29 protein-coding genes and 1 riboswitch are annotated in these 26,528 nt (G+C 70.9%); of the genes, 17 read left to right on the forward strand and 12 right to left on the reverse strand.

Going from position 1 to position 26,528, the window contains the following annotated elements; all coding sequences use genetic code 11:
• Positions 1–81 precede the first annotated feature (81 nt).
• From AB0E07_RS01775 to AB0E07_RS01795, 5 genes are all read left to right on the forward strand, one after another.
• On the forward strand, positions 82–732 hold the full coding sequence (locus AB0E07_RS01775) for a class I SAM-dependent methyltransferase (protein ID WP_362245266.1): 651 nt from the start codon (positions 82–84) through the stop codon (positions 730–732).
• A 22-nt stretch (positions 733–754) separates the two neighbouring features.
• The gene (locus AB0E07_RS01780) at positions 755–1,702 is read left to right on the forward strand and encodes an N-acetylmuramoyl-L-alanine amidase (RefSeq protein ID WP_362245268.1); all 948 of its coding nucleotides are present in this window, start codon (positions 755–757) and stop codon (positions 1,700–1,702) included.
• A 158-nt stretch (positions 1,703–1,860) separates the two neighbouring features.
• Entirely contained in the window at positions 1,861–2,649 is a 789-nt protein-coding gene (locus tag AB0E07_RS01785) for a hypothetical protein (RefSeq protein WP_362245270.1), read from the forward strand.
• 102 nt (positions 2,650–2,751) lie between these two features.
• Positions 2,752–3,759 (forward strand): LLM class F420-dependent oxidoreductase, encoded by a 1,008-nt coding sequence (locus tag AB0E07_RS01790; RefSeq protein ID WP_362245272.1) that lies wholly within the window; start codon positions 2,752–2,754, stop codon positions 3,757–3,759.
• A gap of 37 nt (positions 3,760–3,796) precedes the next feature.
• Positions 3,797–4,087, forward strand: coding sequence for a hypothetical protein (locus AB0E07_RS01795; RefSeq protein ID WP_362245274.1), 291 nt, complete (start codon positions 3,797–3,799; stop codon positions 4,085–4,087).
• Positions 4,088–4,133: 46 nt separating this feature from the next.
• Here AB0E07_RS01795 and AB0E07_RS01800 read toward each other — a convergent pair whose 3' ends face one another.
• The 3 genes from AB0E07_RS01800 to AB0E07_RS01810 are packed head-to-tail and all read right to left on the reverse strand — an operon-like array spanning position 4,134 to position 7,362.
• Positions 4,134–5,204, reverse strand: coding sequence for a prenyltransferase (locus AB0E07_RS01800; RefSeq protein WP_362245276.1), 1,071 nt, complete (start codon positions 5,202–5,204; stop codon positions 4,134–4,136).
• The gene (locus tag AB0E07_RS01805; RefSeq protein WP_362245278.1) at positions 5,201–5,980 is read right to left on the reverse strand and encodes a class I SAM-dependent methyltransferase; all 780 of its coding nucleotides are present in this window, start codon (positions 5,978–5,980) and stop codon (positions 5,201–5,203) included. Before AB0E07_RS01805 ends, AB0E07_RS01800 begins: the two co-directional genes overlap by 4 nt.
• A complete protein-coding gene (locus AB0E07_RS01810) occupies positions 5,974–7,362 on the reverse strand; it encodes a glycosyltransferase family 4 protein (protein WP_362245280.1) in 1,389 nt (462 codons plus the stop codon). The genes AB0E07_RS01805 and AB0E07_RS01810 overlap by 7 nt, the downstream gene beginning before the upstream one ends.
• A 220-nt stretch (positions 7,363–7,582) precedes the next feature.
• Between AB0E07_RS01810 and AB0E07_RS01815 the strand changes: the two genes are divergently transcribed.
• Complete coding sequence (locus AB0E07_RS01815) at positions 7,583–8,242, forward strand: TetR family transcriptional regulator (RefSeq protein WP_362245282.1); 660 nt, start codon at positions 7,583–7,585, stop codon at positions 8,240–8,242.
• Between the two features lie 389 nt (positions 8,243–8,631).
• On the opposite strand, the gene AB0E07_RS01820 is transcribed toward AB0E07_RS01815, so the two are convergent.
• On the reverse strand, positions 8,632–8,865 hold the full coding sequence (locus AB0E07_RS01820; protein WP_362245284.1) for a ferredoxin: 234 nt from the start codon (positions 8,863–8,865) through the stop codon (positions 8,632–8,634).
• A gap of 3 nt (positions 8,866–8,868) precedes the next feature.
• On the reverse strand, positions 8,869–10,326 hold the full coding sequence (locus tag AB0E07_RS01825) for an aldehyde dehydrogenase (RefSeq protein ID WP_362245286.1): 1,458 nt from the start codon (positions 10,324–10,326) through the stop codon (positions 8,869–8,871).
• A 182-nt stretch (positions 10,327–10,508) separates the two neighbouring features.
• On the opposite strand from AB0E07_RS01825, the gene AB0E07_RS01830 reads away from it, so the two are divergent.
• Complete coding sequence (locus AB0E07_RS01830) at positions 10,509–11,534, forward strand: MBL fold metallo-hydrolase (protein ID WP_362245288.1); 1,026 nt, start codon at positions 10,509–10,511, stop codon at positions 11,532–11,534.
• A gap of 33 nt (positions 11,535–11,567) precedes the next feature.
• Here AB0E07_RS01830 and AB0E07_RS01835 read toward each other — a convergent pair whose 3' ends face one another.
• Positions 11,568–11,750, reverse strand: a complete 183-nt coding sequence (locus tag AB0E07_RS01835; protein ID WP_362245290.1) for a hypothetical protein — start codon at positions 11,748–11,750, stop codon at positions 11,568–11,570.
• Between the two features lie 19 nt (positions 11,751–11,769).
• Positions 11,770–11,914, forward strand: a riboswitch (cobalamin riboswitch).
• 116 nt (positions 11,915–12,030) lie between these two features.
• Here AB0E07_RS01835 and AB0E07_RS01840 point away from each other — a divergent pair.
• The 7 genes from AB0E07_RS01840 (at position 12,031) to AB0E07_RS01870 (ending at position 19,095) form a co-directional block, all read left to right on the forward strand.
• A complete protein-coding gene (locus tag AB0E07_RS01840; protein WP_362245292.1) occupies positions 12,031–13,266 on the forward strand; it encodes a prenyltransferase/squalene oxidase repeat-containing protein in 1,236 nt (411 codons plus the stop codon).
• Positions 13,263–13,883, forward strand: a complete 621-nt coding sequence (locus AB0E07_RS01845; protein WP_362245294.1) for an SCO2322 family protein — start codon at positions 13,263–13,265, stop codon at positions 13,881–13,883. The genes AB0E07_RS01840 and AB0E07_RS01845 overlap by 4 nt, the downstream gene beginning before the upstream one ends.
• A complete protein-coding gene (locus AB0E07_RS01850) occupies positions 13,876–15,147 on the forward strand; it encodes an energy-coupling factor transporter transmembrane component T (protein ID WP_362245296.1) in 1,272 nt (423 codons plus the stop codon). The genes AB0E07_RS01845 and AB0E07_RS01850 overlap by 8 nt, the downstream gene beginning before the upstream one ends.
• A complete protein-coding gene (locus AB0E07_RS01855; protein WP_362245298.1) occupies positions 15,144–17,204 on the forward strand; it encodes an ATP-binding cassette domain-containing protein in 2,061 nt (686 codons plus the stop codon). Before AB0E07_RS01850 ends, AB0E07_RS01855 begins: the two co-directional genes overlap by 4 nt.
• On the forward strand, positions 17,201–18,061 hold the full coding sequence (locus AB0E07_RS01860) for an ECF transporter S component (protein ID WP_362245300.1): 861 nt from the start codon (positions 17,201–17,203) through the stop codon (positions 18,059–18,061). The genes AB0E07_RS01855 and AB0E07_RS01860 overlap by 4 nt, the downstream gene beginning before the upstream one ends.
• Positions 18,062–18,395: 334 nt before the next feature.
• Positions 18,396–18,812, forward strand: a complete 417-nt coding sequence (locus AB0E07_RS01865; protein ID WP_362245302.1) for a transglycosylase SLT domain-containing protein — start codon at positions 18,396–18,398, stop codon at positions 18,810–18,812.
• A gap of 103 nt (positions 18,813–18,915) precedes the next feature.
• Positions 18,916–19,095: a hypothetical protein gene (locus tag AB0E07_RS01870; protein WP_362245304.1), complete on the forward strand. Its 180-nt coding sequence runs from the start codon at positions 18,916–18,918 to the stop codon at positions 19,093–19,095.
• 153 nt (positions 19,096–19,248) lie between these two features.
• Here the strand turns inward: AB0E07_RS01870 and AB0E07_RS01875 are convergent, their stop codons facing one another.
• The 5 genes from AB0E07_RS01875 to AB0E07_RS01895 form a co-directional block, all read right to left on the reverse strand.
• Positions 19,249–19,989: an ATP-binding cassette domain-containing protein gene (locus AB0E07_RS01875; protein WP_362245306.1), complete on the reverse strand. Its 741-nt coding sequence runs from the start codon at positions 19,987–19,989 to the stop codon at positions 19,249–19,251.
• Complete coding sequence (locus AB0E07_RS01880) at positions 19,986–20,585, reverse strand: hypothetical protein (RefSeq protein WP_362245308.1); 600 nt, start codon at positions 20,583–20,585, stop codon at positions 19,986–19,988. Before AB0E07_RS01880 ends, AB0E07_RS01875 begins: the two co-directional genes overlap by 4 nt.
• Positions 20,567–21,538: a hypothetical protein gene (locus AB0E07_RS01885; RefSeq protein ID WP_362245310.1), complete on the reverse strand. Its 972-nt coding sequence runs from the start codon at positions 21,536–21,538 to the stop codon at positions 20,567–20,569. Before AB0E07_RS01885 ends, AB0E07_RS01880 begins: the two co-directional genes overlap by 19 nt.
• A gap of 370 nt (positions 21,539–21,908) precedes the next feature.
• Entirely contained in the window at positions 21,909–22,286 is a 378-nt protein-coding gene (locus AB0E07_RS01890; protein ID WP_362245312.1) for a hypothetical protein, read from the reverse strand.
• 161 nt (positions 22,287–22,447) lie between these two features.
• A complete protein-coding gene (locus AB0E07_RS01895; RefSeq protein ID WP_362245314.1) occupies positions 22,448–22,867 on the reverse strand; it encodes an ATP-binding protein in 420 nt (139 codons plus the stop codon).
• Between the two features lie 74 nt (positions 22,868–22,941).
• Here AB0E07_RS01895 and AB0E07_RS01900 point away from each other — a divergent pair, with 74 nt between their 5' ends.
• The gene (locus tag AB0E07_RS01900; protein WP_362245316.1) at positions 22,942–23,769 is read left to right on the forward strand and encodes a helix-turn-helix transcriptional regulator; all 828 of its coding nucleotides are present in this window, start codon (positions 22,942–22,944) and stop codon (positions 23,767–23,769) included.
• Positions 23,750–23,932: a DUF397 domain-containing protein gene (locus AB0E07_RS01905; protein ID WP_362245318.1), complete on the forward strand. Its 183-nt coding sequence runs from the start codon at positions 23,750–23,752 to the stop codon at positions 23,930–23,932. The genes AB0E07_RS01900 and AB0E07_RS01905 overlap by 20 nt, the downstream gene beginning before the upstream one ends.
• Here AB0E07_RS01905 and AB0E07_RS01910 read toward each other — a convergent pair.
• A complete protein-coding gene (locus AB0E07_RS01910) occupies positions 23,916–25,085 on the reverse strand; it encodes a steroid 3-ketoacyl-CoA thiolase (protein ID WP_362245320.1) in 1,170 nt (389 codons plus the stop codon). The two genes, AB0E07_RS01905 and AB0E07_RS01910, sit on opposite strands and share 17 nt — an antisense overlap.
• A gap of 199 nt (positions 25,086–25,284) precedes the next feature.
• Here AB0E07_RS01910 and AB0E07_RS01915 point away from each other — a divergent pair, with 199 nt between their 5' ends.
• Positions 25,285–26,520 carry a cytochrome P450 gene (locus AB0E07_RS01915; protein WP_362245322.1) on the forward strand — a complete coding sequence of 412 codons (1,236 nt, stop codon included), beginning with the start codon at positions 25,285–25,287 and terminating at the stop codon, positions 26,518–26,520.
• Positions 26,521–26,528: the final 8 nt, after the last annotated feature.

A 26,528-nucleotide genomic window follows, 5' to 3' on the forward strand; every position in this document is an offset into this window, starting at 1 on the left:
CCCTACCCCCCGGTAGTCCCGCTGCCCGGGGGTACGGCAGCATGGGGCGCCGAGACACCCGTACGACCGAAAGGCGCCCCCATGGCCCCGGCCCCCAAGCCCGAGATCCTGGCCGCGTTCGAGGCGGCGAAGGGGTTCATGCCCGCGGGCGAGGGCCTCGCCCTGTACGCGGCGGCCGTGGACGCCGGGCGGCTCGGGCTGCCCCTGCTGGAGGTCGGCACCTACTGCGGGCGCTCGACGATCCTGCTCGCCGACGCGGCCCGCGCCGCCGGGGTGACCGCGCTCACCGTGGACCACCACCGCGGCAGCGAGGAGCAGCAGCCCGGCTGGGAGTACCACGACCCGGAGACGGTCGACCCCGAGATCGGTCTGATGGACACGCTGCCCACCTTCCGCCGCACCCTGCACCGGGCGGGTCTGGAGGAGCACGTGGTCGCGCTGGTGGGCCGCTCCCCGCAGGTGGCCCGGGTCTGGGCGGGCCCGCTGGGCCTGGTCTTCATCGACGGCGGCCACACCGACGAGCACGCGGGCGCCGACTACGAGGGCTGGGCGCCCCAGGTGGCCGAGGGCGGGCTGCTCGTGATCCACGACGTCTTCCCCGACCCGGTGGACGAGTTCACCGGGCAGGCCCCGTACCGCGTCTACCTCAGGGCTCTCGCCTCCGGCGCGTTCACCGAGGTCTCGGCGACCGACTCGCTGCGCGTGCTGCGGCGAACGGGGGCGGGGATCTGAGGGCGCGGTTAGAGTCGCAGACGTGTCGTACGCAGGCCCTGAATTCGATCCGCCCCGCCGCCCCCGGCGCCGCCCCCTGACCGTGGCCCTCGCCGCGCTCGTGCCCGGGGCCCTGCTCGGCTGGGTGGCGTACGAGGCGTTCGGCGGCTCGGACGGCGGGGGCGGTACGGACCGCGCGGCCGCGGCGACGCCGTCGCCGGCGGTGTCCTCCCCCGCCACCTCCGGCACCTCCGGCGACGACGAGAAGCCGAGCCCCGGCCCCACCGACGGCACCCCCTCCGCGTCCGCCGCGTCCGGGCCGCTCAAGGGCAAGGTCGTCGTCATCGACCCGGGCCACAACCCCGCCAACTTCCAGCACACCGCGGAGATCAACCGCAAGGTGGACATCGGTACCGGCATGAAGGAGTGCGACACCACCGGCACCACCACCAACTCCGGTTACCCCGAGGCCGACTTCACCCTCGACGTCGCCCACCGCATGCGCACGCTGCTGGAGGAGCAGGGCGCCACCGTGCGGCTGACCCAGGACGGCGACCGTCCCTACGGCCCCTGCATCGACGAGCGGGCGCGGATCGGCAACGAGGCGAGGGCCGACGCGGTGGTCTCCGTGCACGCCGACGGCTCCGGCACCGGCAACCGCGGCTTCCACGTCATCCTGCCCGGCGCGGTGAACTCCGGCTCCGCCGACACCCGTCCGATCGTCGCCCCCTCGAAGGACCTCGGCGAGCGCATCGCGGGGCACTTCGTCAAGGTCACCGGCAGCGCGCCCTCCAACTACGTGGGCGACGGCACCGGGCTCGTCACGCGTAAGGACCTCGGCGGTCTCAATCTGTCAACGGTTCCCAAGGTGTTCATCGAGTGCGGCAACATGCGCGATAGCAAGGACGCGGCACAGCTGACCAGCGGTGCCTGGCGGCAGAAGGCGGCGCAAGGGATCTCTGAGGGAATCGTGAGTTTCCTGCGCGGGTAGCGATCAGCGCGCTGATCCCTGCGGACAGCCTGATCGTAGGGGGGATAAGGTCATTCCTACGATGAGGGGCCACCCCCGCGCTTCACACCCGGGCCCGACGGCGCCATGGTGAGAGCGACGCCTCTACCGATGACGAGACGACCTACGAAGGACCTGAAGTGAATATCCGCTCCCTCACTCGAGGCGACGGCGTGGTGATCGGAGCAGCGGTGTTGCTCTTCATTGCGTCCTTCCTCGACATGTACTCCGTCGACGGCTTCGGCGGCGACATCCCGAGCGCGTGGGAAAACATGAACACCGGGATGGGTGTCTACCTGGGCGGGGTGATCGGTGCCGCTCTGATCGTCGTCAACCGTCTGCTGCCCGCCCCGCGCAAGGTCGCCGGCCTTGACCTGGGCGTGGTCGGCACGGCGTTCACGATCTTCGCCACCTGGGTCCTGTTCTGGACCCTCGTGGACGTCCCGGACGGCGTCTCCGCCGGTGCGGCGCTCATCCTGGGCTTCATCGCAGCCCTGCTGCTGGCCGGTGGTGCCATCGCCGGGCCGCTTCTTCCCGCGCTCAAGGCTCCGCTCCTGCCGGCCCCCGGGCCGGCGGCGCCGCAGCCCTACGGGGGTCAGCCGCAGGGTGGTTACGGGTACCCCGGCGCTCCGCAGCCGCAGCCGGGGCAGCCGTTCGGTGGGCAGCCGCAGGGCGGTCAGCCCTCGTTCGGCGGCCAGCCGGGCCAGTCGCAGCCGCCGGCCCCGGCCGGGGACTTCTCCCCGTTCTGGTTCGCGGTGCCGGTGCCGCGCCCGCTGTTCGCGGAGGACGGTTCCCCGTCGCCGATCGCCGAACTGGCGCCCGGCACCTGGTACCTGGCCGTCGAGCAGCGCGGCCCGAGCCTGATCGCGCAGACGCAGGACGGTCGTCGTGGTGTCCTCCAGGACACCAGCGGCATCCAGCGCGGCTGAGTCGCACCAGCCGTACCGGTACAGCGGCCCCTCACCCTTCCCGGTGAGGGGCCGCTGTCGTACAGTCGCCTCCCCCGGCTGACGCACCGTCAGGAGGCAGGCATGCGGCTCGGTCTCGCGCTCGGCTACTGGGGCCGCGGCCCCTCCCCGGACCACCTCCCGCTCGCCCAGGAGGCGGAACGGCTGGGCTACGACTCGGTGTGGACGGCGGAGAGCTGGGGTTCGGACGCCTTCACCCCGCTCACCTGGATCGCGGCCCACACCTCGACCATCAAGCTGGGAACGGCCGTTGCCCAGATGGCGGCCCGCACTCCGACCGCCACCGCGATGCACGCCCTCACTCTCGACCACCTCTCCGGCGGGCGGATGATGCTCGGTCTCGGGCTGTCCGGCCCGCAGGTCGTGGAGGGCTGGTACGGCCGCCCGTTCCCGGCCTCCCCGCTCACCGCGACCCGGGAGTACGTGGACGCCGTACGGCAGGTGCTGCGCCGGGAGGGCCCGGTGGAGGTGGACGGCCGCTTCCATCCCCTCCCCTACCGCGGCGAGGGCGCCACGGGTCTGGGCAAGCCGCTCAAGCCGATCACCCACCCCCTGCGCTCCCGACTGCCCGTCCTGCTCGGCGCCGAGGGCCCGAGGAACGTCGCCCAGACCCTCCGCATCGCCGACGGCTGGCTCCCGCTGTACTGGTCCCCCACCCGCCCCGACGCCTACGCGCTGCCGGACACCCTCCCGGAGGGCTTCCTGGTGGCGCCGATGGCCCGGGTGCAGCTCTGCGAGGACGTGGCCGAGGGGCTGTTTCCGGTGAAGACGATGCTCGGCTTCTACATCGGCGGGATGGGCCACGCGGCCCGCAACTTCCATGCCGACCTGATGGCCCGCATGGGCTACGAGGAGCAGGCCCGCCGGATCCAGCGGCTGTTCCTCGAAGGGCGCCGGGAGGAGGCGGTGCTGGCCGTGCCCGACGCCTTCGCCGACGAGATCTCGCTGGTCGGTCCGCGTGAACGCATCGCCGAGCGGCTGGAGTTGTGGCGCAAGGGCCCGGTCACCGACCTGCTGGCGCTGTCCCCGGACCGTCGGACCCTGCGGCTGCTGGCCGAACTCACCACGTGACGCGTTTCATTCGGCCGCGACCGGCAACCCGACGGTCATGTCCCCTCGATATCGCAACGGTAGCTCGGCAGGCCGGATCATCGCGGTCGTCGCCGACGTCATGGCCTTCATCCTGGGCCTGTGGATCCTGATGTACCTGCTCGACGCCAACCGCGGCAACGACTTCGTGCAGTTCGTCCACGACGTCGCCCACTGGCTCGCGGGCTGGTCCTACGACCTGTTCACCTTCGACGAGGCGTGGGCACGAGTCGTCGCCGGGTACGGCCTGGCGGCACTGGTGTACCTGTTCGTCGGCCACGCCATCGCCAACCGGGTGCACCGTCACTGAGCGCCCCGGAACCGACCGTCCCACAACCGAGCGCCCCGCGACCGAGTCAGGCGCAGCAGTCGGGGTCCAGTCCCCTCGGCAACTGCTCCCCGCCGAACACCTGGCAGGTCGCCTCGTGACCGCCCAGGGCGGCGACCGCGAGCAGCAGGGACCCCGCCGTCCAGGTGGTCAGCTCCAGCGGCCAGATCGCGTCGTCGTCGAAGACGTAGCCCGTCCAGTACAGGCCGGTCGCGTCGTCGCGCAGATGCTGGATCGACTGGAGGATCTCCAGGGCCCGGTCGGACTCGCCCATCGCCCACAGGGCCAGGGCGAGTTCGGCCGACTCCCCGCCCGTGACCCACGGGTTGGGGACGACGCACCGCACCCCGAGTCCTGGGACCACGAAACGGTCCCAGGACTCCTCTATGCGGGCCTTGGCCTCGGCGCCGGTCAGCGCGCCGCCCAGCACCGGGTAGTACCAGTCCATGGAGTAGCGGTCCTTGTCCAGGAACCGCTCGGGGTGGCGCCGGATCGCGTGGCGCAGGGCTCCCGCCGCCAACTCCCAGTCCGGTTGGGCCTCTTCGCGCTGCTCGGCGATGGCGAGCGCGCACCGCAGGGCGTGGTGGATCGAGGACGAGCCGGTCAGCAGGGCGTCCGTGGTCGGGGTGCCGTCGTCGTCGCGCCGCCAGCCGATCTGGCCGCCGGGCCGCTGGAGCCGGAGCACGAACTCGGTCGCCGCGTAGACGGTGGGCCACATCCGGTCGAGGAACGTGTCGTCGCCGGTGGAGAGGTAGTGGTGCCACACCCCGACCGCGATGTAGGCGACGAAGTTCGTCTCCCGGCCGCGGTCGGTGACGTCGTCGTGGGCGCCGTCGGCGTAGGCCGCGTACCAGGAGCCGTCGGTGTTCTGGTGGCGGGCGAGCCACGTGTACGCCCGCTCGGCGGCGTCGTGTTCGCCGGCCGCGTCCAGGCCCATGGCCGCCTCGACGTGGTCCCAGGGGTCGAGGTGGTGTCCGCGGAACCACGGGATCGCGCCGTCCTCCCGCTGCACCGCGAGCAGTCCGGCGACGGTCGCGGCGGCCTGCTCGGCGGTGAGGACCCCGGGCAGGACCAGGTGTTCTGTCCGGGGAGTGGTCACTGGGCGGCCGCCTCGGAGGACGCGGCGGTCGCGGCGGTCGCGGCGGTCGCCGCCAGGGCGGGCAGGTGCGGCTTGGTCGCGTAGGCCACGAAGCTCTTGCCGATCAGCGGGTTCAGCGCCTGCTCGGCGACCCGGGTGGCCAGCGGCTTCTTCATAATGTCCCAGACCAGCAGCTTGTGATACGCCCGCACCGGCAGCGCCTTGTCGTTGTCGACGCCGAACGCGCACTTCAGCCACCAGTACGGCGAGTGCAGCGCGTGCGCGTGGTGGGTGCCGTAGGGGCGCAGGCCCGCCTCGCGGATCTTCCCGAGCAGTTCGTCCGCCTTGTAGATGCGGATGTGGCCGCCCTCGACCTCGTGGTAGGCGTCCGAGAGCGCCCAGCAGACCTTCTCGGGGCCGTAGCGCGGGACGGTGATGGCGATCCGGCCGCCGGGCTTGAGGACCCGGACCATCTCGGCGAGGACGCCCTTGTCGTCGGGGATGTGCTCCATGACCTCGGAGATGATCACGACGTCGAAGGACTCGTCCGGGAAGGGCAGGGCGAGCGCGTCGCCCTCCATGGCGGTGGCGGTGGCGCCCTCGGGGGCCTCGCCGGCCTCCTTCATCGCCGCGAACCACTTCGCGACCTCGCTGATTTCCTCGGCGTTCTGGTCCAGCGCGACGACCTGGGCGCCGCGCCGGTAGCACTCGAAGGCGTGCCGGCCGGCACCGCAGCCGAGATCCAGCACCCGGTCGCCCGGGGCGAGCGGGAACCGGGAGAAGTCGACGGTCAGCACGTGGCCCTGCTTTCGGGATAGACGCCGGTTGCGGTGGTCGGGGTCGTGGGCGCCGCGGGCACGGGGCCGCGGGCGGAGCGGGCGGAGCGGGCGGAGCGGGCGATGGCCTCGCGGTAGTGGCGGACCGTGCCCTCGGCGGCGCGGGCCCAGGTGAAGCGCTCCAGCACCCGTTCGCGCCCGGCCCGGCCGAGGCGTTCGCGCAGTCGGGGGTCGCCGAGCAGCCGGCTCAGCGCGGCGGCGAGCGCACCGGCGTCGCCGGTCGGCACCGACAGGCTGGTCTCCCCGTCCGGTCCGGCGACCTCCGGGATCGCGCCGCCGGTCGTGGCGACCAGCGGGGTGCCGGTGGCCATCGCCTCGGCGGCGGGGAGGGAGAACCCCTCGTACAGCGAGGGCACACAGGCGACCTCGGCCGAGCGGACCAGGTCGACCAGTTCGGCGTCGGAGATGCCCTTGACGAAGTCGACGCAGCCTTCCAGGCCGTACCGCTCGACGGCCTGCGCGACCGGGCCCTCGGCGGGCTTCTTGCCCACCACCACGAGGTGGGCGTCAGGGTGTTCGGTGCGCACCTTCGCGAGCGCCTCGACGAGGAAGACCAGGCCCTTGAGGGGCACGTCGGCGCTGGAGGTGGTGACGATCCGGCCGGGGATCCGCGCGACGGACGGATCCGGCGAGAAAAGATCGGTGTCGGCGCCGATGTGGACGACGTGCACACGCTCCTCGCGCACCCCGAGGTGCTCGACGATCTCCGAGCGGGAGGTGCCGGAGACGGTGAGGACGGAGGGCAGCCGGCGCGCGACGCGCTTCTGCATCCGGGTGAAGGCGTACCAGCGGCGCACGGAGAACCGGCGCTGCCATCCCTCGGCCGCGTCCAGCTCCAACTGCCGGTCGACGGTGATGGGATGGTGGATGGTGGTGACCAGGGGTGCGCCGACATCGCCCAACAGGCCGTAGCCGAGGGTCTGGTTGTCGTGCACGACGTCGAACTCGCCGCGGCGGGCGCGCAGATGACGGCGGGCGCGCAGCGAGAAGGTCAGCGGCTCGGGGAAGCCGCCGGTCCACATGGTCCCGACTTCCAGGGCGTCGACCCAGTCGCGGTACTCGTCGCGGCCCGGGGTGCGGAACGGGTCGGGCTGGCGGTAGAGGTCGAGGCTGGCCAGTTCGGTCAGCGGCACGCCCTCGTCGAGCACGGGGTAGGGCTGGGCGCCGATGACCTCGACGCGGTGCCCGAGGCGGGCCAGTTCGCGGGAGAGGTGGCGGACGTAGACGCCCTGACCGCCGCAGAACGGGTTCCCTTTATAGGTGAGAAGCGCGATGTCGAGAGCTCGCTCGCCGTCCGCGGCGGGCTCCGTCGAGGAACCCGTCCGACTGGCCTCAGCGGTCACTCCGGGCCCCCTTCTCCCTGCACGGTCCCGCGACATTACGACGGGACGCTAATCTAGAACAAGTTACAGACTTGATCGTTCAAACAGGCTCCGAATCTACCGGCAGGTAGCGGCCCTGTGAGCGGGGGATCAGGTGATTCACGCCACGGCCGAGGCCCTGGCATGCTGTCTGATCGCACACCCTCACCGACTGTCACTGCCACTGCCACGGACGGGATCCATGCCTGCGCAAGCCAGGGTGAAAAAGGGGGACACGGTGGAAGCGAGCATCGCGCGGACCGCCTCGCCGCCCCTGACCGAGCGACAGGAGGCCCGTCGCCGCCGCATCCTGCACGCGAGCGCGCAGCTGGCCAGCCGGGGCGGCTTCGACGCGGTCCAGATGCGCGAGGTCGCGGAGTCGTCCCAGGTGGCGCTCGGCACGCTCTACCGCTACTTCCCGTCCAAGATCCATCTGCTGGTCGCGACCATGCAGGACCAGCTGGAACACATGCACGGCACGCTGCGGAAACGGCCGCCCGCGGGTGACACGGCCGCGGAACGGGTCGCGGAGACGCTGATGCGCGCCTTCCGCGCCCTGCAGCGCGAGCCGCATCTCGCGGACGCCATGGTCCGCGCCCTGACCTTCGCCGACCGCAGCGTCTCGCCCGAGGTGGACCAGGTGTCCCGGCAGACGACCGTGATCATCCTGGACGCGATGGGCCAGGCGGACCCGACGCCCGAACAGCTCTCGGCGGTCCGGGTCATCGAGCACACCTGGCACTCCGCGCTGATCACCTGGCTGTCGGGCCGGGCCTCGATCGCCCAGGTGAAGATCGACATCGAAACGGTGTGCCGCCTGATCGACCTGACGGCACCGACGCCGACGCCGACGGACGGCTGAGGACCGCCGAGGGCACGAACGCCCGAGACGGCCCACGCGAGCACGGACACCCGAGGGCAGGCGCGGGCACGGACGCCCGACGGCCCACGCGACCGCAGACACCCGCGGGCAGACCCGGACACGGACACCCGACGGCCCACGCGACCGCAGACACCCGCGGGCAGACCCGCACACGGACACCCGACGGCCCACGCGACCGCAGACACCCGCGGGCAGACCCGGACACGGACGCCCAACGGCCCACGCGAGCACGGACACCCGAGGGCAGGCGCGGGCACGGATGCCCGACGGCCGGCGCGAGTAGGACCGCCTGGCGGCCCGCACGAATGCGACCGCCCGACCGCGGACACCGGCGTGTCCGCGCGGCCGGGGCCGCGGGGCGGGCTCGCTCACTCCTCCGGCGGGAAGACCGGCTCCCCGGTACCCGCCAGGGTGATCGCGATGGCCTCCACCGGGCAGTTCTCCGCCGCCGCCAGCAGGCCCTCGCCCGCGTCCAGGTCGGGCTCCACGGGGTGCGACTGGCGGGCGGTGTCGAGCCGGAAGCCGTCGGGCGCCCGGTGGACGCACTGGGCCGAGCCGATGCAGACGGACCGGTCGACCTCCACGTGCCAGCGGTCCCCCATCCGCTACGCCTCCCAGCCGGCGGGCAGGTGGATCATCTTGTGCTCCAGGTACTCGCCGAACCCCTCGGGCCCGAACTCCCGCCCCAGACCGGAGTTCTTGTAGCCGCCGAACGGGCCGAGCATGTCCAGGCTGAAGGTGTTCACCGAGTACGTGCCGGTACGGACCCGGCGGGCGACGTCGATGCCGCGCTCCACGTCGGCGGTCCAGACGCTGCCGCTCAGCCCGTAGTCGGAGTCGTTGGCGATCCGCACCGCCTCGGCCTCGTCGCCGTAGGGCAGCAGGCAGATCACCGGGCCGAAGATCTCCTCCCGGGCGATCCGCATGGAGTTGTCGACGTCGCCGAAGAGGGTCGGCTCGACGTACCAGCCGCGGTCCAGCCCGGGTGGCCGCCCGCCACCGGTGAGGATCTTGGCGCCCTCCTCCTGGCCGATGCGGATGTAGTCGAGGTTGCGCTGCTGCTGGCGCCGGGCGACCAGCGGGCCGACCTGGGTCGCCGGGTCCAGCGGGTCGCCGACGACGAGGGCGTTCGCGGCGGCGGCGAGGGCCTCGGCGAACTCGTCGTAGCGCGAGCGCGGGAGCAGCACGCGGGTCTGGGCCACGCACGCCTGGCCGTTGTTCATCCAGGCCGCGGGGACGATCCCGGCCACCGTCGATTCGACGTCCGCGTCCGGCAGGACGACCGCCGCCGACTTCCCGCCCAGCTCCAGCGTGACCCGGCTCAGGTTGCGCGCGGCGACCTCCATGACCCGCTTGCCGGCGGCGACCGAGCCGGTGAAGGAGACCTTGTCGACGCCCGGGTGCCCGACGAGGTACTCACTGACCTCGCGGTCGGCGGGCAGGATCGACAGCACACCTTCCGGCAGCCCGGCCTCGGCGGCGATCTCCCCGAGGAGATAGGCGTCCAGCGGCGACTCGGGCGACGGCTTGAGCACGACCGTGCAGCCGGTGAGCAGCGCGGGCGCGAGCTTGGCGGCGGCGACGAACTGCGGGACGTTCCACGGCACGACGGCCGCGACGACCCCGACGGGCTCGCGCCGGACGAGGATCCGGCCGAGGACGCCGTCGCGCTGCTCCTCGTAGGTGAAGTTCCGGGCGACGGTGATCGCCGAGTCCCAGACCATCATCGCGCCGAGGGCCTGCGCGAGGACGCTCCAGGAGTACGGGGAGCCGTTCTCGGAGGAGATCACGCGGGCGATCTCCTCGTGCCGGATCGCGATGGCGTCCTTGATCCGGGTGACGACCTCGATCCGCTCGTCCAGGGTCGCGCGCGGCCAGGGCCCTTCGTCGAAGGCCCGCCGGGCCACGGCGACGGCCCGGTCGACGTCGGCGGTGGAGGCGTGCGGCACGCGCCCGAAGACCTCCTCGGTGTGCGGCGAGATCACCTCGATGACGTCCTTGCCGAGGGGGTCGGTCAACTCCCCGCCGATGAACAGCTGTCCGTGTTCCACGAGCTCGGTCATGGCCGACGCCTCCTGCGGAGCCGAAGCGGGTTGTGTGGGTCGGATCCGTTGCGTTGCTTGATTTCTGACGGTGCTTGATTTCTGACGGTGCTTGATTTCTGACGGTGCTTGATTTCTGACGATGCTTCAGAACTGATACCAGTTCTAGTTATAGTGGGCAATGGCCGCGAGGCGGAGGGCAGATGACGAACACGCACGAGCACGGCGGGGGCGTACGGTCCGTCCAGGTTCCGATCCCGGACAACCCCCTCGGGCACACGCTGGTGTACGTGATGGACACCGACCGGGGCCCGGTGCTGATCGACACCGGCTGGGACGACCCCGCCTCCTGGGACGCCCTCACCGAGGGGCTGGCGGCCTGCGGCACCGCGGTCGAGGAGATCCACGGCGTGGTCGTCACCCACCACCACCCCGACCACCACGGCCTGTGCGGCAAGGTCCGCGAGGCGTCCGGCGCCTGGATCGCGATGCACGCCGCGGACACCGCGATCGTGCGCCGCACCCGGTCGGCCGAACCCGAGCGCTGGTTCACGTACATGACGGCCAAGCTCACCGCCGCCGGCGCCCCCGAGAAGCACGTGGCACCCCTGCGCGGCGCCCGCCGCAGCACCCTGCCCGGCCTCTCCCCCGCCCTCCCGGACCGCGAGATCGTCCCCGGCGAACTGCTCGACCTGCCGGGCCGCCGACTGCGCGCGATCTGGACCCCGGGCCACACCCCCGGCCACGTCTGCCTGCACCTGGAGGAGGAGCACCCGGCCCAACTTCCGGGCCGCGGGCGCCTGTTCTCGGGCGACCACCTCCTCCCCCGCATCACGCCCCACATCGGCCTGTACGAGGACCCGGACGACACCACCGTCACCGATCCCCTCGGCGACTACCTCGACTCCCTGGAACGGGTGGGCCGACTGGCCCCCGCCGAGGTGCTACCGGCCCACCAGCACGCCTTCACCGACGCGCCCGCGCGCGTAAGGGAGTTGCTCGCGCACCACGAGGAGCGCCTCACCGGTCTGCTCGCCCTGCTCTCCGAACCCCTCACTCCCTGGCGGCTGGCGGAGCGCATGGAGTGGAACCGGCCCTGGGAGCGGATCCCCTACGGATCACGGAACATCGCGGTGTCGGAGGCCGAGTCGCACCTGCGCCGCCTGGTGAAGCTGGGCCGAGCGGAGGCGGTCACGGGCAGTGATCCGGTGACGTACGTGGCCGTCTGAGCCGACTCGACGCAGGTGGCCGTCCGATCCGGCTCAGTCCCCTTCCGGGGCTCCCCGGTCCGTGAAAGCACGCACCAACCGCTCCGCCTCGCCGAGCGCTTCGATCTCGGCCACCGTCATGGTGGGGTTGGCGGCGCGTCGGCGCCGGGCCTCGGCCAGTCCCGCCTCCGTGACGTCCGAGGGGTCGGAGAGGAGCGCGACGAGTGTCGCGCGCACCGGCCCGGCACAGCCTCCTCCCAGGCGCTTCCCTACGGGCCGGTAGAGTGGCCGCGTCGTCACTACACCCGTACAGGGAGAAGCCGGTGCAAATCCGGCGCTGACCCGCAACCGTGAGCAGTCGCGAGGCTGTGAGCCGGACCGCCCCGTACGGCATGTGAACGGCTCGCGTGCGCCGGCGGTCCGTCGGCGCACGGGCACCGTCGAGGTCTACGGAGCCGAGCCGCCCGGGGTCGTCCCGCGCTGCCCGGCTCCCTTCAGGGAGAGGCACCCGCCGATCATGAACGTCCGCCGCAGCGCCGCGGCCCTGGCCGCCACCGCCGTGATCGGCCTGGCCACGCCCGCCCTGGCCGCGTCCCCGTCGCCGTCGCCGTCGCCGTCCGTGGCGATACCGTCCGGCCTGTACGGCACCAGCGACCCGACCTACGACGGTGTCTGGCGCCAGTCGCTCGCCCTGGTCGCGCAGTACCGGTCGGACGTCGAGCCCGCCGAGAAGGCCGTCGACTGGCTGCTCGGGCAGCAGTGCGCGAACGGGGCGTTCGCCGCGTTCCGCGCCGAGCCCGCCCAGGACTGCGACGCCAAGGTGATGGTCGACACCAACAGCACCGCCGCCGCGGCGCAGGCCCTGTCCCTGGCCGGGGACGGCGACCGCATGGACGACGCCGTCAAGGCGGTCACCTGGCTGAAGAGCGTGCAGAACAAGGACGGCGGCTGGGGCTACACGCCCGGCGGCGCCAGCGACGCCAACTCGACCTCGGTCGTCATCGGCGCCCTGAACGCCGTGGGCCAGGACCCCGGGACCGCCGTGAAGGACGGCAAGTCGCCCTACGACGCCCTGCGCGAGCTGGCCCTGTCCTGCGCGGACGGCGGTGCCTTCGCCTACCAGCCGGACAAGAAGGGCAAGCTCGCCGCCAACGCGGACGCGACGGCGGCGGCCGTGGTCGGCATGAAGGGCATGAGCATGGTGTCGGCGAAGGCCGCCGACGACACGGAGCTCGCCTGCGCCACCGCCAAGGCCTCCGACCCCGGGCAGTCCGCCGCGAACGGCGCGTCCTACCTGGCCGGGGAGATGGCGAAGGACGGTCACCTGGTGTCGGCGCTGCCCGGTGCCGAGGACCAGCCCGACTACGGCAACACCGCCGACGCGGTCGTCGCGCTCGCGGTGACGGGCGGCCCGGAGGCCGCGCGGAAGCCGCTGGCCTGGCTGGAGGAGAACTCCGCGGACTGGGCGAAGCAGAGCGGCCCCGCCGCGTACGCCCAGCTGATCCTGGCGGCGGAGGCGGCCGGCGCGGACCCGCGTGACTTCGGTGGCGCGAACCTGGTGAGCCAGCTGAACGCGACGGGCCCGGAGCCGCGGACGCAGACCGGCTCCTCGGACGCGTCCGAGGAGAAGAAGGACGAGGAGAAGGACGAGGACGGCGGCGTCAGCGTCTGGTGGATCATCGGCGTCGGCGCGGTCGCCGGTATCGGCGTCGGCTTCCTCATCAGCGGACGCAACAAGGGGCAGCGGCAGTGATCCGCCGGGCCTGCGCACTGCTGGCGGCCGTGCTCCTGGTGTGGACGGCCGCACCGGCGCAGGCCGCCACCTACCGCTACTGGTCCTTCTGGGACCACGACGGCTCCTCGTGGATCTACGCCACCCAGGGGCCGTCCGTGGCGGTCCCCTCGGACGGCGACGTCCAGGGCTTCCGGTTCACGCTCAGCGAGGACTCCGCGCAGGCCGCCCAGCCGCGTGGCGCGGCGGACTTCGACGTGATCTGCGCGCGCACCCCGGCGCGGGCGGGCGAGAAACGGGTGGCCCTGGTCATCGACTTCGGCACGAAGGCGGACTCCCCGTCGGGCGAGACCCCGCCGCGGCCGCGGACGGTGTGCGCGCGGGTCGGTGAGGACGCGACCACGGCCGAGGCGCTGGCGCGGGTGGCGAAGCCCCTGCGGTACGACACGAGCGCGCTGCTCTGCGCGATCGACGGCTACCCGGCCAGGGGCTGCGGGGAACAGATCGCGAAGACCCCGGCCGGCGAGGGCAAGGGCAAGGGCAACGGTCCGTCCCTCGGCCTGTGGGCGGGCGTCGCGGGAGTGGCGGCCCTGGGAGCGGCGGCGGTCTGGCAGGCACGCCGACGCAGGCATGCGTAACCCGGCGGACCGCGGCGCTCTTACGGGCCGCGCGGACCGCGGCACTCGTACGGACCGCGATGTTCGTACGGACCGCGCCACGCGTACGGTCCGCGCCGGCGGAGACAAGGGCAGCGGCGGCGGCGCTACGGGCGACGCCCCCGCCCTCCCCGCAACCCGCCCGCCCGCGCAACTGCACCCCGGCGCCTGGTGGTTGTGGGCCCTGGGACTCGGCGCCGCGGCCACCCGCACCACCAACCCCCTCCTGCTGGCGCTGCTCGTGGCGACGTCCGCGTACGTCGTCGTGACCTGCCGCCGCAGCACCCCCTGGTCCCGCTCCTACGGCGCCTTCGTCAAGCTCGCCCTCGCCGTCATCCTGATCCGGCTGGTCTTCGCGGTGTTCCTGGGCTCGCCCATCCCCGGCACCCACACCCTGTTCACGCTCCCCGAGGTCCCGCTCCCCGACTGGGCGCAGGGCATCCGGCTGGGTGGCCGGGTGCACGCGGAGGGCCTGCTCGTCGCCCTGTACGACGGCGTACGGCTCGCCACCCTGCTCATCTGCGTCGGCGCGGCGAACGCCCTGGTCAACCCGTCCCGCCTGCTCAAGTGCCTGCCGGGGGCGCTGTACGAGATGGGCGTGGCCGTCGTCGTCGCGCTCACCTTCGCCCCGAGTCTCATCGCCGACGTCCAGCGTCTGCGCGCCGCCCGGCGCCTGCGGGGCCGCCCGGACAACGGCATCCGGGGCCTGCTCCAGGTCGGCCTGCCGGTCCTCGAAGGCGCTCTGGAACGCTCCGTCGCCCTCGCCGCCGCGATGGACGCCCGCGGGTACGGCCGTACCGCCGACGTACCGGCGCGGGTGCGCCGCACCACGACCGCGTTCACCCTCGGCGGCCTTCTCGGCGTGTGCGCCGGCACCTACGGCGTCCTCACGGCCGAGGGCGGGGCGTACGGGCTGCCGCTGCTGCTGGCCGGGCTGGCCGCCGCCCTGGTGGGCCTGCGCCTGGGCGGGCGCCGGGCGGCCCGCACCCGGTACCGCCCGGACCCGTGGGACGTGCGGGCCTGGCTGGTCACGGGCTCCGGCGTGGCGGTCGCCGCGCTGATGTTCGTGGCCGCCTCGGCCGATCCGGGCGCCCTGGAGCCGGGTGTGCTCCCGCTGACCGCCCCCACCCTGCCGTTGTGGCCCGCGGCCGCGATCCTGCTCGGCCTGCTGCCGGCCTTCGTAGCCCCCACGCCCCCCACGCCCCCCACTCCGTCCGCCGCCGCCCCGAGGGAGCCGTCGTCGTGATCCGCTTCGAGAACGTCTCCGTGACGTACGACGGCCGTACCGAACCCACCGTCCGGGACGTCGACTTCGAGGTCCCGGAGGGCGAACTCGTCCTGCTGGTCGGCCCGTCCGGCGTGGGCAAGTCCACGGTCCTCGGTGCCGTCAGCGGGCTGGTCCCGCACTTCACGGGCGGCACCCTGCGCGGCCGGGTCACGGTGGCGGGCCGGGACACCCGCACCCACAAGCCCCGCGAACTCGCCGACGTGGTCGGCACGGTGGGGCAGGATCCGCTGTCCCACTTCGTGACGGACACGGTCGAGGACGAACTCGCCTACGGCATGGAGTCGTTGGGACTGGCGCCGGAGGTGATGCGGCGCCGGGTGGAGGAGACCCTCGACCTGCTGGGTCTCGCCGGTCTGCGGGACCGGCCGATCGCCACCCTCTCCGGCGGCCAGCAGCAGCGGGTGGCCATCGGCTCGGTGCTCACCCCGCACCCTCGGGTGCTGGTGCTGGACGAACCGACCTCGGCGCTGGACCCGGCGGCCGCCGAGGAGGTCCTCGCGGTCCTCCAGCGGCTGGTGCACGACCTCGGCACGACGGTCCTGATGGCCGAGCACCGGCTGGAGCGGGTGATCCAGTACGCCGACCGCGTCGTCCTGCTGCCCGGTCCCGGCGAGGCCCCGGTGCTGGGCGCCCCGGCCGAGGTCATGGCGGTCTCCCCGGTGACCCCGCCCGTGGTGGACCTGGGCCGCCTGGCGGGCTGGACCCCGCTCCCCCTGACCGTACGAGACGCCCGCCGCCGCGCGGCACCCCTACGGGAACGACTCGGCGAGCCCACGACCGACACGGCCGGGAAGCCCCTCACCGGCCCGGCCGGGAATCCCGTCACCGGCCCGGCCGGGAAACCGGTCGCCCGCACGGCCGCGAAGCCCTCCCCCGACACAACCGGAGAACCCGCCGCCGACACGGCCCGGCAACCCGCCGCCGACACGGCCGGAGAACCAGTCGCCGACACGACCCGGAAGCCCTCCCCCGACACAACCGGGCAACCCGTCACCGACACAACCGGGGAACCCGTCACCGACACGGCCGGGGAGCCCGACGCAGGCGCGGCCCACCAAGCCGCCGCAGACTCGGCCGCGAGGTCCGACGACACCAGTACCCCCCGGCCTCCCGCACCCTCCGCCCCCACAACCCCCCGGCCTCCCGCACCCTCCGCCCCCACACCCCCCCGACGTCCCGCACCCTCCGCTCCCCCCACCCCCCGTCGCTGGTTCCGGCGCGCGCCGGTGTCGAAGGGGGCCGCCGGCCCCGAGGCGCCCGTACGTCTCCCCGCCGAGGTGAGCGGGCTCGCCGTCACCCGTGGCGGGGTCCGCGCCCTGCGCAAGGTGGACGTGACCGTCGGTCCCGGCGAGACGATCGCGCTCATGGGCCGCAACGGCGCCGGAAAGTCCACGCTCCTCTCCTCCCTCGTGGGCCTGCTCGCCCCCACCAGGGGCACGGTCCGGGTCGGCGGCGTCACTCCCCACCGCACCCCGCCCCCCGAACTGGTCCGCCACGTGGGCCTCGTCCCACAGGAACCGCTGGACCTCCTCTACGCCGACACCGTCGCCGCCGAGTGCGCGGCCGCCGACGCCGACGCGCAGGCCGACCCCGGCACCTGCCGTGCCCTGGTCGGCGAGCTGCTCCCCGGCGTGGCCGACGACACCCACCCCCGGGACCTCTCGGAGGGCCAGCGCCTGGCGCTCGCCCTGGCCGTCGTACTGACCGCCCGCCCGCCCCTACTCCTGCTGGACGAGCCGACCCGGGGCCTGGACTACGCGGCGAAGGCCCGGCTGGTCACCGTGTTGCGCGGACTGGCCGCCGAGGGCCACGCGATCGTCCTGGCCACCCATGACGTGGAGCTGGCCGCGGAGCTGGCGCACCGGGTGCTGCTGATGGCCGAGGGCGAGATCATCGCCGACGGCCCGACCGCGGACGTGGTCGTGTCGTCGCCGTCCTTCGCCCCGCAGGTGACGAAGATCCTCGCCCCGCAGCACTGGCTGACCGTGGCCCAGATCGAACGGGCCCTGGCATGACCCCGACGCCCACCCCCACCCCGCCCCCGGCCACGCCCCCGACGCGCCAGGCGCGCCCGATCCGGCTGGGCCCGCGCTCCCTGGCCGCCCTGACCCTGGTGAGCGCGATCGGCCTGGCCGTGATCTGCCGTCCGCTCATCGCGGCACCGGAGTCCCAGGCGAGCGCCCACGCCCAGGACGCGCCCTGGCTCTTCGCGGCGCTCCTGGTCCTCCTGGTCGCCGTCGTCGCGGCGACGATCTCGGAGTCCGGGCTCGGTCCGAAGGCGGTGGCGATGCTCGGCGTGCTGGCGGCGACCGGCGCGGCGCTCAGGCCGCTCGGCGCGGGCACGGCGGGGATCGAGCCGATGTTCTTCCTGATGCTGCTGAGCGGCCGGGTCCTCGGACCGGGCTTCGGCTTCGTCCTCGGGGCGCTCAGCATGTTCGCCTCCGCGCTGCTCACGGGCGGGGTGGGGCCGTGGATGCCGTTCCAGATGCTGTCGATGGGCTGGTTCACGATGGGCGCGGGGCTGCTCCCCGGCCCGGACCGGCTCCGGGGCCGGGCGGAGCTGCTGATGATCGCCGCGTACGGATTCCTCGCCGCGTTCGTCTACGGCACGATGACGAACCTCGCCGGCTGGCCCTTCCTGGGCGAGCTGTCCTCCAACATCGCCTACGACCCGGACGCGGGCCTGCCGGAGAACCTGGCCCGGTTCGTCGCGTACTGCCTGGCCACCTCGCTCGGCTGGGACCTGGGCCGGGCCCTGGTCACCGTGGCCCTCACGCTCACCCTCGGCCCGGCCATCCTCAAGGCCCTGCGCCGAGCCACCCGCAGAGCCGCGTTCGAGGCCCCGGTCACCTTCGACGACCGCACTGCGTGAGCCCCCGCGGACCGACTGTCAGACCTTTGGTGAAGCACCCCACATGACCCACATCACCTACGATCCGACCTAGTCGGACAATTCGGACGCCATGTCCACGCCATAACACCCCCTGACCTGCACCTTGAGAGCCGAGTCACACGGACCCCGGTCACCCCACATACGACCACAACTAGCAAAAGCGGTCATTGCGGACCTCTTCCCGGCCTGCTTCTCTGGATGACGTCGCACGGCGCCGACAAGCCCACGGGCCTCGGCGCCGACGCATGTCCCCCACGCCCCGAGTGGTCCGGATGTGCGGCGGCCGCAACGTCCCCGACGAAAGGTCACCGCCTTGTCCGCCGTTTCCGTCATTCGACGCGTCGCCTCCCCGAAGAAGGCTCTCGCCGGTGCCGCTGTGGCCGCTGTCGCCACCGGTTCGATCATCGCCGCGGCGCCCGCGCAGGCCGCCACGACCGGCGCCTCCTCCGCCCAGGCCACCGCGAAGAAGATGATCGGCAACTCGGCGCAGTACCAGTGCTTCTCCAAGATCGTCGAGCACGAGAGCGGCTGGGACGTGAACGCCACCAACGCCTCGTCCGGCGCCTACGGCCTCGTCCAGGCCCTGCCCGGCTCGAAGATGGCCTCCGCCGGCTCCGACTGGAAGACCAACGCCGCGACCCAGATCGAGTGGGGCGTCGACTACATGAAGGACCGCTACGGCAGCGCCTGCGGCGCCTGGAACTTCTGGCAGGCCAACGGCTGGTACTGAGCCGCAGCCGACCACACAGAGAACCGCACCCGTGCCCACACGGGTGCGGTGTCGTTTGTAGGGATGTACTTCTTAGAACTACGTCCCTACATAAGAGGCCGCCATGCCGCGACGCCGTCACCGGAACCTCCCCAAGCCACCCCACGTCTTCGACCGTGACTGGGAGTGGAGCGAGCTGACCGCGTTCGTCTCCGACGAGGAGCCGGGGCCACGCCTGGGGGTCGTGTCCGGACGCCGCAGGCAGGGCAAGAGCTTCTTCCTCGAAGCACTCACCGAGAGGTGATCCTCGTCGACCTGGAGCGCCTGCACGGCGGGGCCCGAGCAGTCGGGCTCCGTCACGCCGGATCAGGCTTCGAACGAGTCGGCGTTGAAGCAAATGACCTGCCTTCCAGCCGGCAGGAAGACACGATCCGAATCGGCTTGACCTGCCCAGTGCCTACTCGTGTCGCGAGATCAGTTCCGTGTACGCGCCCTCGGCCGTCCGACCCGCGGCTGTGCCGTCAGGAGCAAAGGCCAGGAATGCGCTCGTGGTTCCCGAGTGGAGCACCCTGCCATCGGCCAAAACCGTTACCTGATCGGCATCTTCGGCCAGATCGGCCACATCATGCGTGGACATGAGCACGCTCACCTCGCCACTGAGGTCACGAAGGAGGTCCCGGAACACCCGACGTTGCCTCGGGTCCATACCCGCCGTTGGTTCATCCAGCAAGAGCACTCGGGCACCGTGCACGAGCGCGGCCGCTACACCGACTCGCCGCAGCTGTCCGCCCGAGAGCGCGGTCGTCCTGACATCGCTCTGCTCCGTCAGCTCCACCCTGGCCAGCACGCGGCGTGCCGTCTTCCAAGCATCACTGCGGCTCATGCCTTTCAACCAGCCGACGTACGCCACGTATTCGCGTGCGGTGAGGCCGGGCAGAGGGACGATGTCCTGAGGCATCCGTGCGACGGTCCGGCGGAACTGCTTCGAAGTACTCGGAATGCTGCCGCAGACAACTGTGCCGCTGTCCGGCTTCACCACAGATGCGGCAACTTTCAGCATCGTTGACTTTCCGGCACCGTTGGGGCCCAGCAGGATCGTAAGTCCGCTCGGCAGTTGGTAGTTGAAGTGGTCGAGCACATACCTCTTGCGGCGTTTGGGTCCGTAGCCGTACGTGCAGGAGATGAGTTCAAGCGTCATGACGAGTTCCTCGCGTATCGGATCTGAACGGTGACTCCGCAGGCGAACATCAGTACCGCTCCGAGGGCGGCATGCGGCGCGCCGAGAGGTTCCGGTAGGACGGTCCAGAGATATGCGTCGTTGCCGGGCCGGAAACCACACAGACAGACTGTGAGAAGCCAAGCCGTGGGCAACAGAATGCCGGCCCTGCCGAACAGTGCCCGGCCGACCAGCATCAGTCCGGTCAGAAACAGAGCGTTCCTACCCACCGCCACGGTCACCGCATCTCCGAGCGCCACTCCGACCACTGCGCTCACGGCCATGGCAAGTGCACTGACAACCAGCACCAGACCGCCATCGATGTGCCGCACCGCGCGTACCGCTGTGTCCTCGGCGGAGTACAGGCGCGAGTCGAGGCACATCGCCAGCCCGGAAACCAAAGGAACCGGAATGAAGAGAGCCAGGACCACGTGCGTGGCACCACCGGTGAGGGAGGGGAGAACAACCGAATCGCCCTGCAGGAGCAGCAGGAGCAGCACGAAGAGCGTGAATACGATCGGCAGGACGCTGTGAGCGCGTCGCGCCTTGACCCACCAGATCATGATCCTGCCTGACATCCGGCGATCAGACTCTGGCGGTACCACTTCCCCTGTTCCCGAGGATCAGTGGTCAGAACTCGGTCCACCGTTCTGCGGACTTCATCCTCTTCGACGAACTTCCGGCCCTTCATATGATCGTTGTAGGTGTCCGCTTCACCCGTCACGGTAGCCGCCCAGAGCATCACCGCGTTGCCGTAGGTGGGATCGACGCTAAGACAAGGGAACTGAACTGCGGCTCTGGCGATCTGATAGCGCAATTCATCCCGTTGTGCTCCACTGGTGAGGCCAACCCGCCATATGGTCGCCGTCGACGGCAAGGCGTACCGGCCCTCGCCCAGGCGGTCGACAATCACGTCCGGCGTTTTCGTGAATCCTGCGGAGTGAAGGTCTGCAAGGACGGATACCGCGTCCTTGCGGACGGCGGAGGCGCGGACCGAAGCAGCCTGCGGCACGCACACCTTCGGCGCCGTTCCGACACAGTCCATGGGCGCCTGACCGGCCAGCAGAGGCGGATTCGCTTCCCAGCCTTGCACGGCCCGAACCGCGACTACCGGACAACTGAAGGCCACCACGGCAGCAAGTCCCCCGCGGATCCACCTCGATCGCATCGGCAGCCACAACAACGCGGCTCCGACCGCCAGTCCTCCGGTGAACAACAGATGCGGCAGCAAGGACCCGTAGGTAGCGGACTCGCCGAACATCAGCGTCGTCGGGTACTGACCCGAAACGTGCCGAATCCAGAAAGCGTCAGCCGACCAAGAAAAGGCGACGAGCACCCAGACCAGTACGGCCATCAACGGGGCCGCGACAACGGGCGGCGCGACAAGGCCGACTCCGAACCCGATCACCGCGTGGGCGAGGCAAAGAAGCATCGCCATCACCAAGGGCCCCAAACTGGCCGGGGTGGGAAGCGCGGCCGCGCTTCCCAGTGCGAGCACGACCGGAAGAAGCAGCAAGATCCACGCGGACACCAGAGCAGGGACCATTCCGTTCCAAGCCACGTGGTAGCGAGAGCGAACCGGAGCTGCTTCCCAAATCCCCGCCTTTCTCAGGCGGGCGCTTTCCCACACCGCGAGCGCAGAAGCGACAGCGTACGCGATTGCATACATAGTGCCGAGGGCAGAAGACACCAAGGCCGGAGAATACCCGAATCCCTCTCGGGCAACACCGCCTCCGTAATAGTAAAGAAGCGACAGCACCACAGCGAACGGTGCCGACCATTTCGCATTGCTGCCGAACAGAAGTGTCCCTGTACGCACAAGCTTCTCTCTGGGGGAGGAGTGACAGAGGGGGGCGCCGATCCATGGATCCCCCTCTGCTTGACGCGTTAACAGATCCGCCCTAATCCGCCTTGGTCGTATCAATCGCGACAACTCTTACATCCAGAAGACCGCCATCGGTGTCCTGCAGGCGGAAGTAGTAGCCATCGAGGGGAAGACCCGTCCATTCGCCCGCACTGACGGAATTCGTGCCATTGAAGCAGTTGGTGAATTCCTTAGTGCCGTGATTGGTGTCGGGCGAGGCAAAGTTGTCCTCCCAGAGCGCGACCTTCACCCATCCCCCGGTCGCATAGTACTGATTACAGTCCTTGAACCGAACCTCGCTGTATTGCTCGTCTTCCCAACGACTCGACTCGAAGCCAGTGGCCGCATTGGAAATGAAGCTCTGCCAGTTCGCAGAAGCATTGGGGGCCAGGGCGAGAAGAAATGCGGAAGTCATGCCAGCAGTGACAGCTATTTTTTGAACATGAAAGGGATACTCCTTGAATTCTGGACTGCGCCTCAACTAATCCGCCAGGCAACAGAGTTGACACTGGACCAGCAGATCATATTTACCTGATGATCACGCGTCAATCGCCCCGCGTTCACCACGGACCCAAATCAGGGAAAGTCGGACTTCCGGCCATTCGGATCGCCGCATTCGAACCACACCGTCTTCCCACTCCCGCCCCGCCGGTCCACCCCCCACTTGTCCACCACCGCGCTGAGCAGCACCAGCCCCCGCCCGTCCTCCGCGCCCCACCCCGACCCGGCCTCCACGCAGGGCAGTTCGGCGCACCCGTCCGCCACCTCCACCCGCACCCCCGTCTCCTGCCGCATCAACAGCAGCCGACAGCGCCGGTCCGGGACATGGCATACGACATTCGCGACCAGCTCGGTCACGCCCAGCGCCACGGCGTCGTACAGCTCCGGCAACTCCCAGTCGGCCAGCAGCGAGTGCGCGATCCGGCGGATGTGCCGCGCCGAGTGCTCACCGACCGTGAGGTGCATCGCGTACCCGGAGGGAATGTATTCGTTCACGATACGAGGCTGACCTCCCGCGACTACGCTGGGCTACCGGTCGAACACAACATGCCCAGGTGTGGAGGCAGTTCGTGACGAACATCAACGTGCTGGATCCGGGAGCCTCGCCGCTCGACTACTACGGGTTCGAGCTGCGCCGGTACCGCGAGGCCGCCGGTCTCACTCAGCGCCAGTTGGGCGACATCGTCAACTACACCGGCTCCCTCGTCGGCCAGATCGAGACGGCCCGCAAACTCCCCACCCCGGAGTTCAGCCAGCGCGCGGACGCGGCCCTCCAGACGGGCGGGTTACTGTCCCGGCTGGTCGCACTGGTGATGCGCAGTCAACTTCCGGCCTGGTTTCAGCAGGTCGCGGAGCTCCAGTCGAGGGCTGCGGAGATCTGTTCGTTCGAGACCCATATGGTGCACGGCCTCCTCCAGACGAAGGCGTACGCCCGTGCGGTGCTCGGCGCGCTGGACACGACCAATCTCGACGACCGCGTCGCAGTACGACTCGCTCGGCGGAGCATCTTCGAGAAGGAGGAGCCGCCCACCTTCTGGGCGATCCTCAGCGAGGCCGCACTGCACCAACAGATCGGCGGACGGCAGGCCATGCGGAGCCAGCTCGCCCATCTGTTGTCCTTCGAGGAGAGCCCCAGGATCAACATCCAAGTGCTTCCCTATGCGACGGGAGCACACGCAGGACTGACGGGCTCATTCGACATCTACCGCTTCACGGGTGACCCCACCATCGTCTATACGGAGGGCTACGGCAGCGCGCACCCCACGGCCAACCCGGACACGGTCAAGAACTGCTCGCTCCGTTACGATCATCTGCAAGCCGCTGCGCTGTCCCTCAAAGAATCGGCGGCGCTGATCCGGCGCGTGATGGAGGACAGCTATGGAGAACAAGTGGCGTAAGTCCAGCTACAGCAGCGACCAGGGCGGCAACTGCGTAGAAATCGCCGAGAGTTCAAGCACCGTCGCCGTCCGCGACTCCAAAACCCCGGCGGGACCGGTCCTCACTCTCGACCCCGCCGCCTTCTCCGCCTTCACCACCTGGGCCGCTACAACCGCTGAATGATCGTGCCGGTGGCCAAGCCACCCCCCGCGCACATCGTCACCAGCGCGAACTCCTTGTCGGCGCGCTCCAGTTCATGAAGGGCCGTGGTGATCAGCCGTGCCCCGGTCGCCCCGACCGGGTGCCCGAGTGCGATTCCACCGCCGTTGACGTTGACCTTGTCCAGGTCCTGTTCGAAGACCTGGGCCCAGCTCAACACCACCGACGCGAAAGCCTCGTTGATCTCGACGAGGTCGATGTCCTTGAGGGACATGCCCGCCTTGCCGAGGACCGCCTTCGTCGCGTCGATGGGTCCGTCGAGGTGGAAGTGCGGGTCGGAGCCGACCAGGGCCTGCGCGACGATGCGCGCGCGGGGACGCAGCTTCAGCGCCCGCGCCATCCGCTTGGAGGCCCACAGGATCGCCGCCGCGCCGTCGCTGATCTGGGAGGAGTTGCCTGCCGTGTGGATGGCCTTCGGCATGACGGCCTTGAGGCCGGCCAGGGCCTCCATGGAGGTGTCGCGCAGGCCCTCGTCCCGGTCGACCAGCCGCCACATGCCCTGGCCCGCGCGCTGCTCGTCCTCGGTGGTGGGGACCTGGACGGCGAACGTCTCCCGCTTGAACCGCTCCTCCGCCCAGGCGACGGCGGCCCGTTCCTGCGAGCGGAGTCCGAGGGCGTCGACGTTCTCGCGCGTCAGCCCCCGAAGGCGGGCGATCCGCTCGGCCGCCTCGAACTGGTTGGGGAGGTCGACGTTGGCCTCGTCCGGGAACGGCTTGCCCGGCCCGTGCTTGGACCCCGAGCCCAGGGGCACGCGGGACATCGCCTCGACGCCGCAGGAGATGCCGACGTCGATGACCCCGGCGGCGATCATGTTGGCGGTCATGTGCGAGGCCTGCTGCGAGGAGCCGCACTGGCAGTCGACGGTCGTCGCCGCCGTCTCGTAGGGCAGGCCCATGGTGAGCCAGGCCGTGCGCGCGGGGTTCATGGACTGCTCGCCGGCGTGGGTCACCGTGCCGCCGACGATCTGCTCGACGCAGTCGGCGGGGATGCCGGTGCGGCCGAGGAGTTCACGGTAGGTCTCGCCCAGCAGGTAGGCGGGGTGCAGGTGGGCCAGCGCGCCGCCGCGCTTGCCGATGGGGGTGCGGACGGCTTCGACGATCACGGGTTCGGCGGCCATGGGGGACGGTCCTCTCGTCCGGAACCAGCAGACGTGACAACTAGTACGTGTTCTAGTTCTGTGTGCAGTCTGCGGATGTGACGCCCATCACCGCAAGGGTCTTGCAGTCTTCGGAGCCCGCCGTTACTTTGCGCGATACCTGATGGTCCGTCAGATCGTTGTCCGAGACGGCCCGAGACGGCCGATGGCTGGAGCCGCCATGCCCTGTCCAGCGCTTCCCGACGGGTTCGACTTCACCGACCCCGACCTCCTCCGACACCGCGTCCCCTTCCCGGAGTACGCCGCGCTGCGCCGGGCCGAGCCGGTGCGCTGGATCCCGCAGCCGAGCGGGGTGGCCGGTTTCCAGGACGACGGGTACTGGGCGGTCACCCGGCACGCGGACGTCAAGTACGTCTCCACGCACCCGGAACTCTTCTCCTCCTGGGTCAACACCGCGATCATCCGCTTCAACGAGCACATCCCGCGCGACGCGATCGACGCCCAGCGGCTGATCCTGCTCAACATGGACCCGCCCGAGCACACCCGGGTCCGCCAGATCGTGCAGCGGGTCTTCACCCCGCGCGCGATCAGGGCGTTGGAGCAGCGGCTGCGCGACCGGGCCGAGGCCATCGTCACCGAGGCGCGCGCCCGCTCCGGTCCCTTCGACTTCGTCACCGAGGTCGCCTGCGAACTGCCCCTCCAGGCCATCGCCGAGCTGATCGGCATCCCGCAGGACGACCGGGCCAAGATCTTCGACTGGTCCAACAAGATGATCTCGTACGACGATCCGGAGTACGCGATCACCGAGGAGGTCGGCGCGGAGTCGGCCACCGAGCTGATCGCCTACGCGATGAACATGGCGGCCGACCGCAAGGAGTGCCCGGCGAAGGACATCGTCACCACGCTGGTCGCGGCGGAGGACGAAGGCAGCCTGGGCTCCGACGAGTTCGGCTTCTTCGTGCTGATGCTGGCGGTCGCGGGCAACGAGACCACCCGCAACGCCATCACCCACGGCATGCACGCCTTCCTCACCCACCCCGAGCAGTGGGAGCTGTTCAAGCGGGAGCGGCCCGCGACGGCCGCCGAGGAGATCGTGCGCTGGGCGACCCCGGTCAACTCCTTCCAGCGCACCGCCACCCAGGACACCGAGCTGGGCGGCAAGCTGATCCGCAAGGGCGACCGGGTCGGGGTCTTCTACGCGGCCGCCAACCACGACCCGGAGGTCTTCGACGCCCCCGAGGTCTTCGACGTGCTGCGCGACCCCAACCCCCATCTCGGCTTCGGCGGCGGGGGCCCGCACTACTGCCTCGGCAAGTCGCTGGCCGTGCTGGAGATCGACCTCATCTTCAACGCCGTCGCGGACGCGATGCCCGGACTGCGGCTGGCCGGGGACCCGGACCGGCTGCGCTCGGCGTGGATCAACGGCGTGAAGCACCTCCGGGTCAGCCTGGGCTGAGAGGCCGG

Origin of the sequence: Streptomyces sp. NPDC048002 (assembly GCF_040653275.1) — a bacterium.
Classification (GTDB): Bacteria; Actinomycetota; Actinomycetes; order Streptomycetales; family Streptomycetaceae; genus Streptomyces.

Excerpts from the sequence above, each read along its gene's own strand:
- AB0E07_RS01860 (WP_362245300.1), top strand. The coding sequence starts at position 17,201 with ATGACCCCGACGCCCACCCCCACCCCGCCCCCGGCCACGCCCCCGACG.
- AB0E07_RS01905 (WP_362245318.1), top strand. The coding sequence starts at position 23,750 with ATGGAGAACAAGTGGCGTAAGTCCAGCTACAGCAGCGACCAGGGCGGC.
- AB0E07_RS01830 (WP_362245288.1), top strand. The coding sequence starts at position 10,509 with ATGACGAACACGCACGAGCACGGCGGGGGCGTACGGTCCGTCCAGGTT.
- AB0E07_RS01825 (WP_362245286.1), bottom strand. The coding sequence starts at position 10,326 with ATGACCGAGCTCGTGGAACACGGACAGCTGTTCATCGGCGGGGAGTTG.
- AB0E07_RS01840 (WP_362245292.1), top strand. The coding sequence starts at position 12,031 with ATGAACGTCCGCCGCAGCGCCGCGGCCCTGGCCGCCACCGCCGTGATC.
- AB0E07_RS01915 (WP_362245322.1), top strand. The coding sequence starts at position 25,285 with ATGCCCTGTCCAGCGCTTCCCGACGGGTTCGACTTCACCGACCCCGAC.
- AB0E07_RS01875 (WP_362245306.1), bottom strand. The coding sequence starts at position 19,989 with ATGACGCTTGAACTCATCTCCTGCACGTACGGCTACGGACCCAAACGC.
- AB0E07_RS01880 (WP_362245308.1), bottom strand. The coding sequence starts at position 20,585 with ATGTCAGGCAGGATCATGATCTGGTGGGTCAAGGCGCGACGCGCTCAC.
- AB0E07_RS01815 (WP_362245282.1), top strand. The coding sequence starts at position 7,583 with ATGCCTGCGCAAGCCAGGGTGAAAAAGGGGGACACGGTGGAAGCGAGC.
- AB0E07_RS01820 (WP_362245284.1), bottom strand. The coding sequence starts at position 8,865 with ATGGGGGACCGCTGGCACGTGGAGGTCGACCGGTCCGTCTGCATCGGC.
- AB0E07_RS01795 (WP_362245274.1), top strand. The coding sequence starts at position 3,797 with ATGTCCCCTCGATATCGCAACGGTAGCTCGGCAGGCCGGATCATCGCG.
- AB0E07_RS01910 (WP_362245320.1), bottom strand. The coding sequence starts at position 25,085 with ATGGCCGCCGAACCCGTGATCGTCGAAGCCGTCCGCACCCCCATCGGC.
- AB0E07_RS01850 (WP_362245296.1), top strand. The coding sequence starts at position 13,876 with ATGCGTAACCCGGCGGACCGCGGCGCTCTTACGGGCCGCGCGGACCGC.
- AB0E07_RS01890 (WP_362245312.1), bottom strand. The coding sequence starts at position 22,286 with ATGACTTCCGCATTTCTTCTCGCCCTGGCCCCCAATGCTTCTGCGAAC.
- AB0E07_RS01775 (WP_362245266.1), top strand. The coding sequence starts at position 82 with ATGGCCCCGGCCCCCAAGCCCGAGATCCTGGCCGCGTTCGAGGCGGCG.
- AB0E07_RS01790 (WP_362245272.1), top strand. The coding sequence starts at position 2,752 with ATGCGGCTCGGTCTCGCGCTCGGCTACTGGGGCCGCGGCCCCTCCCCG.
- AB0E07_RS01870 (WP_362245304.1), top strand. The coding sequence starts at position 18,916 with ATGCCGCGACGCCGTCACCGGAACCTCCCCAAGCCACCCCACGTCTTC.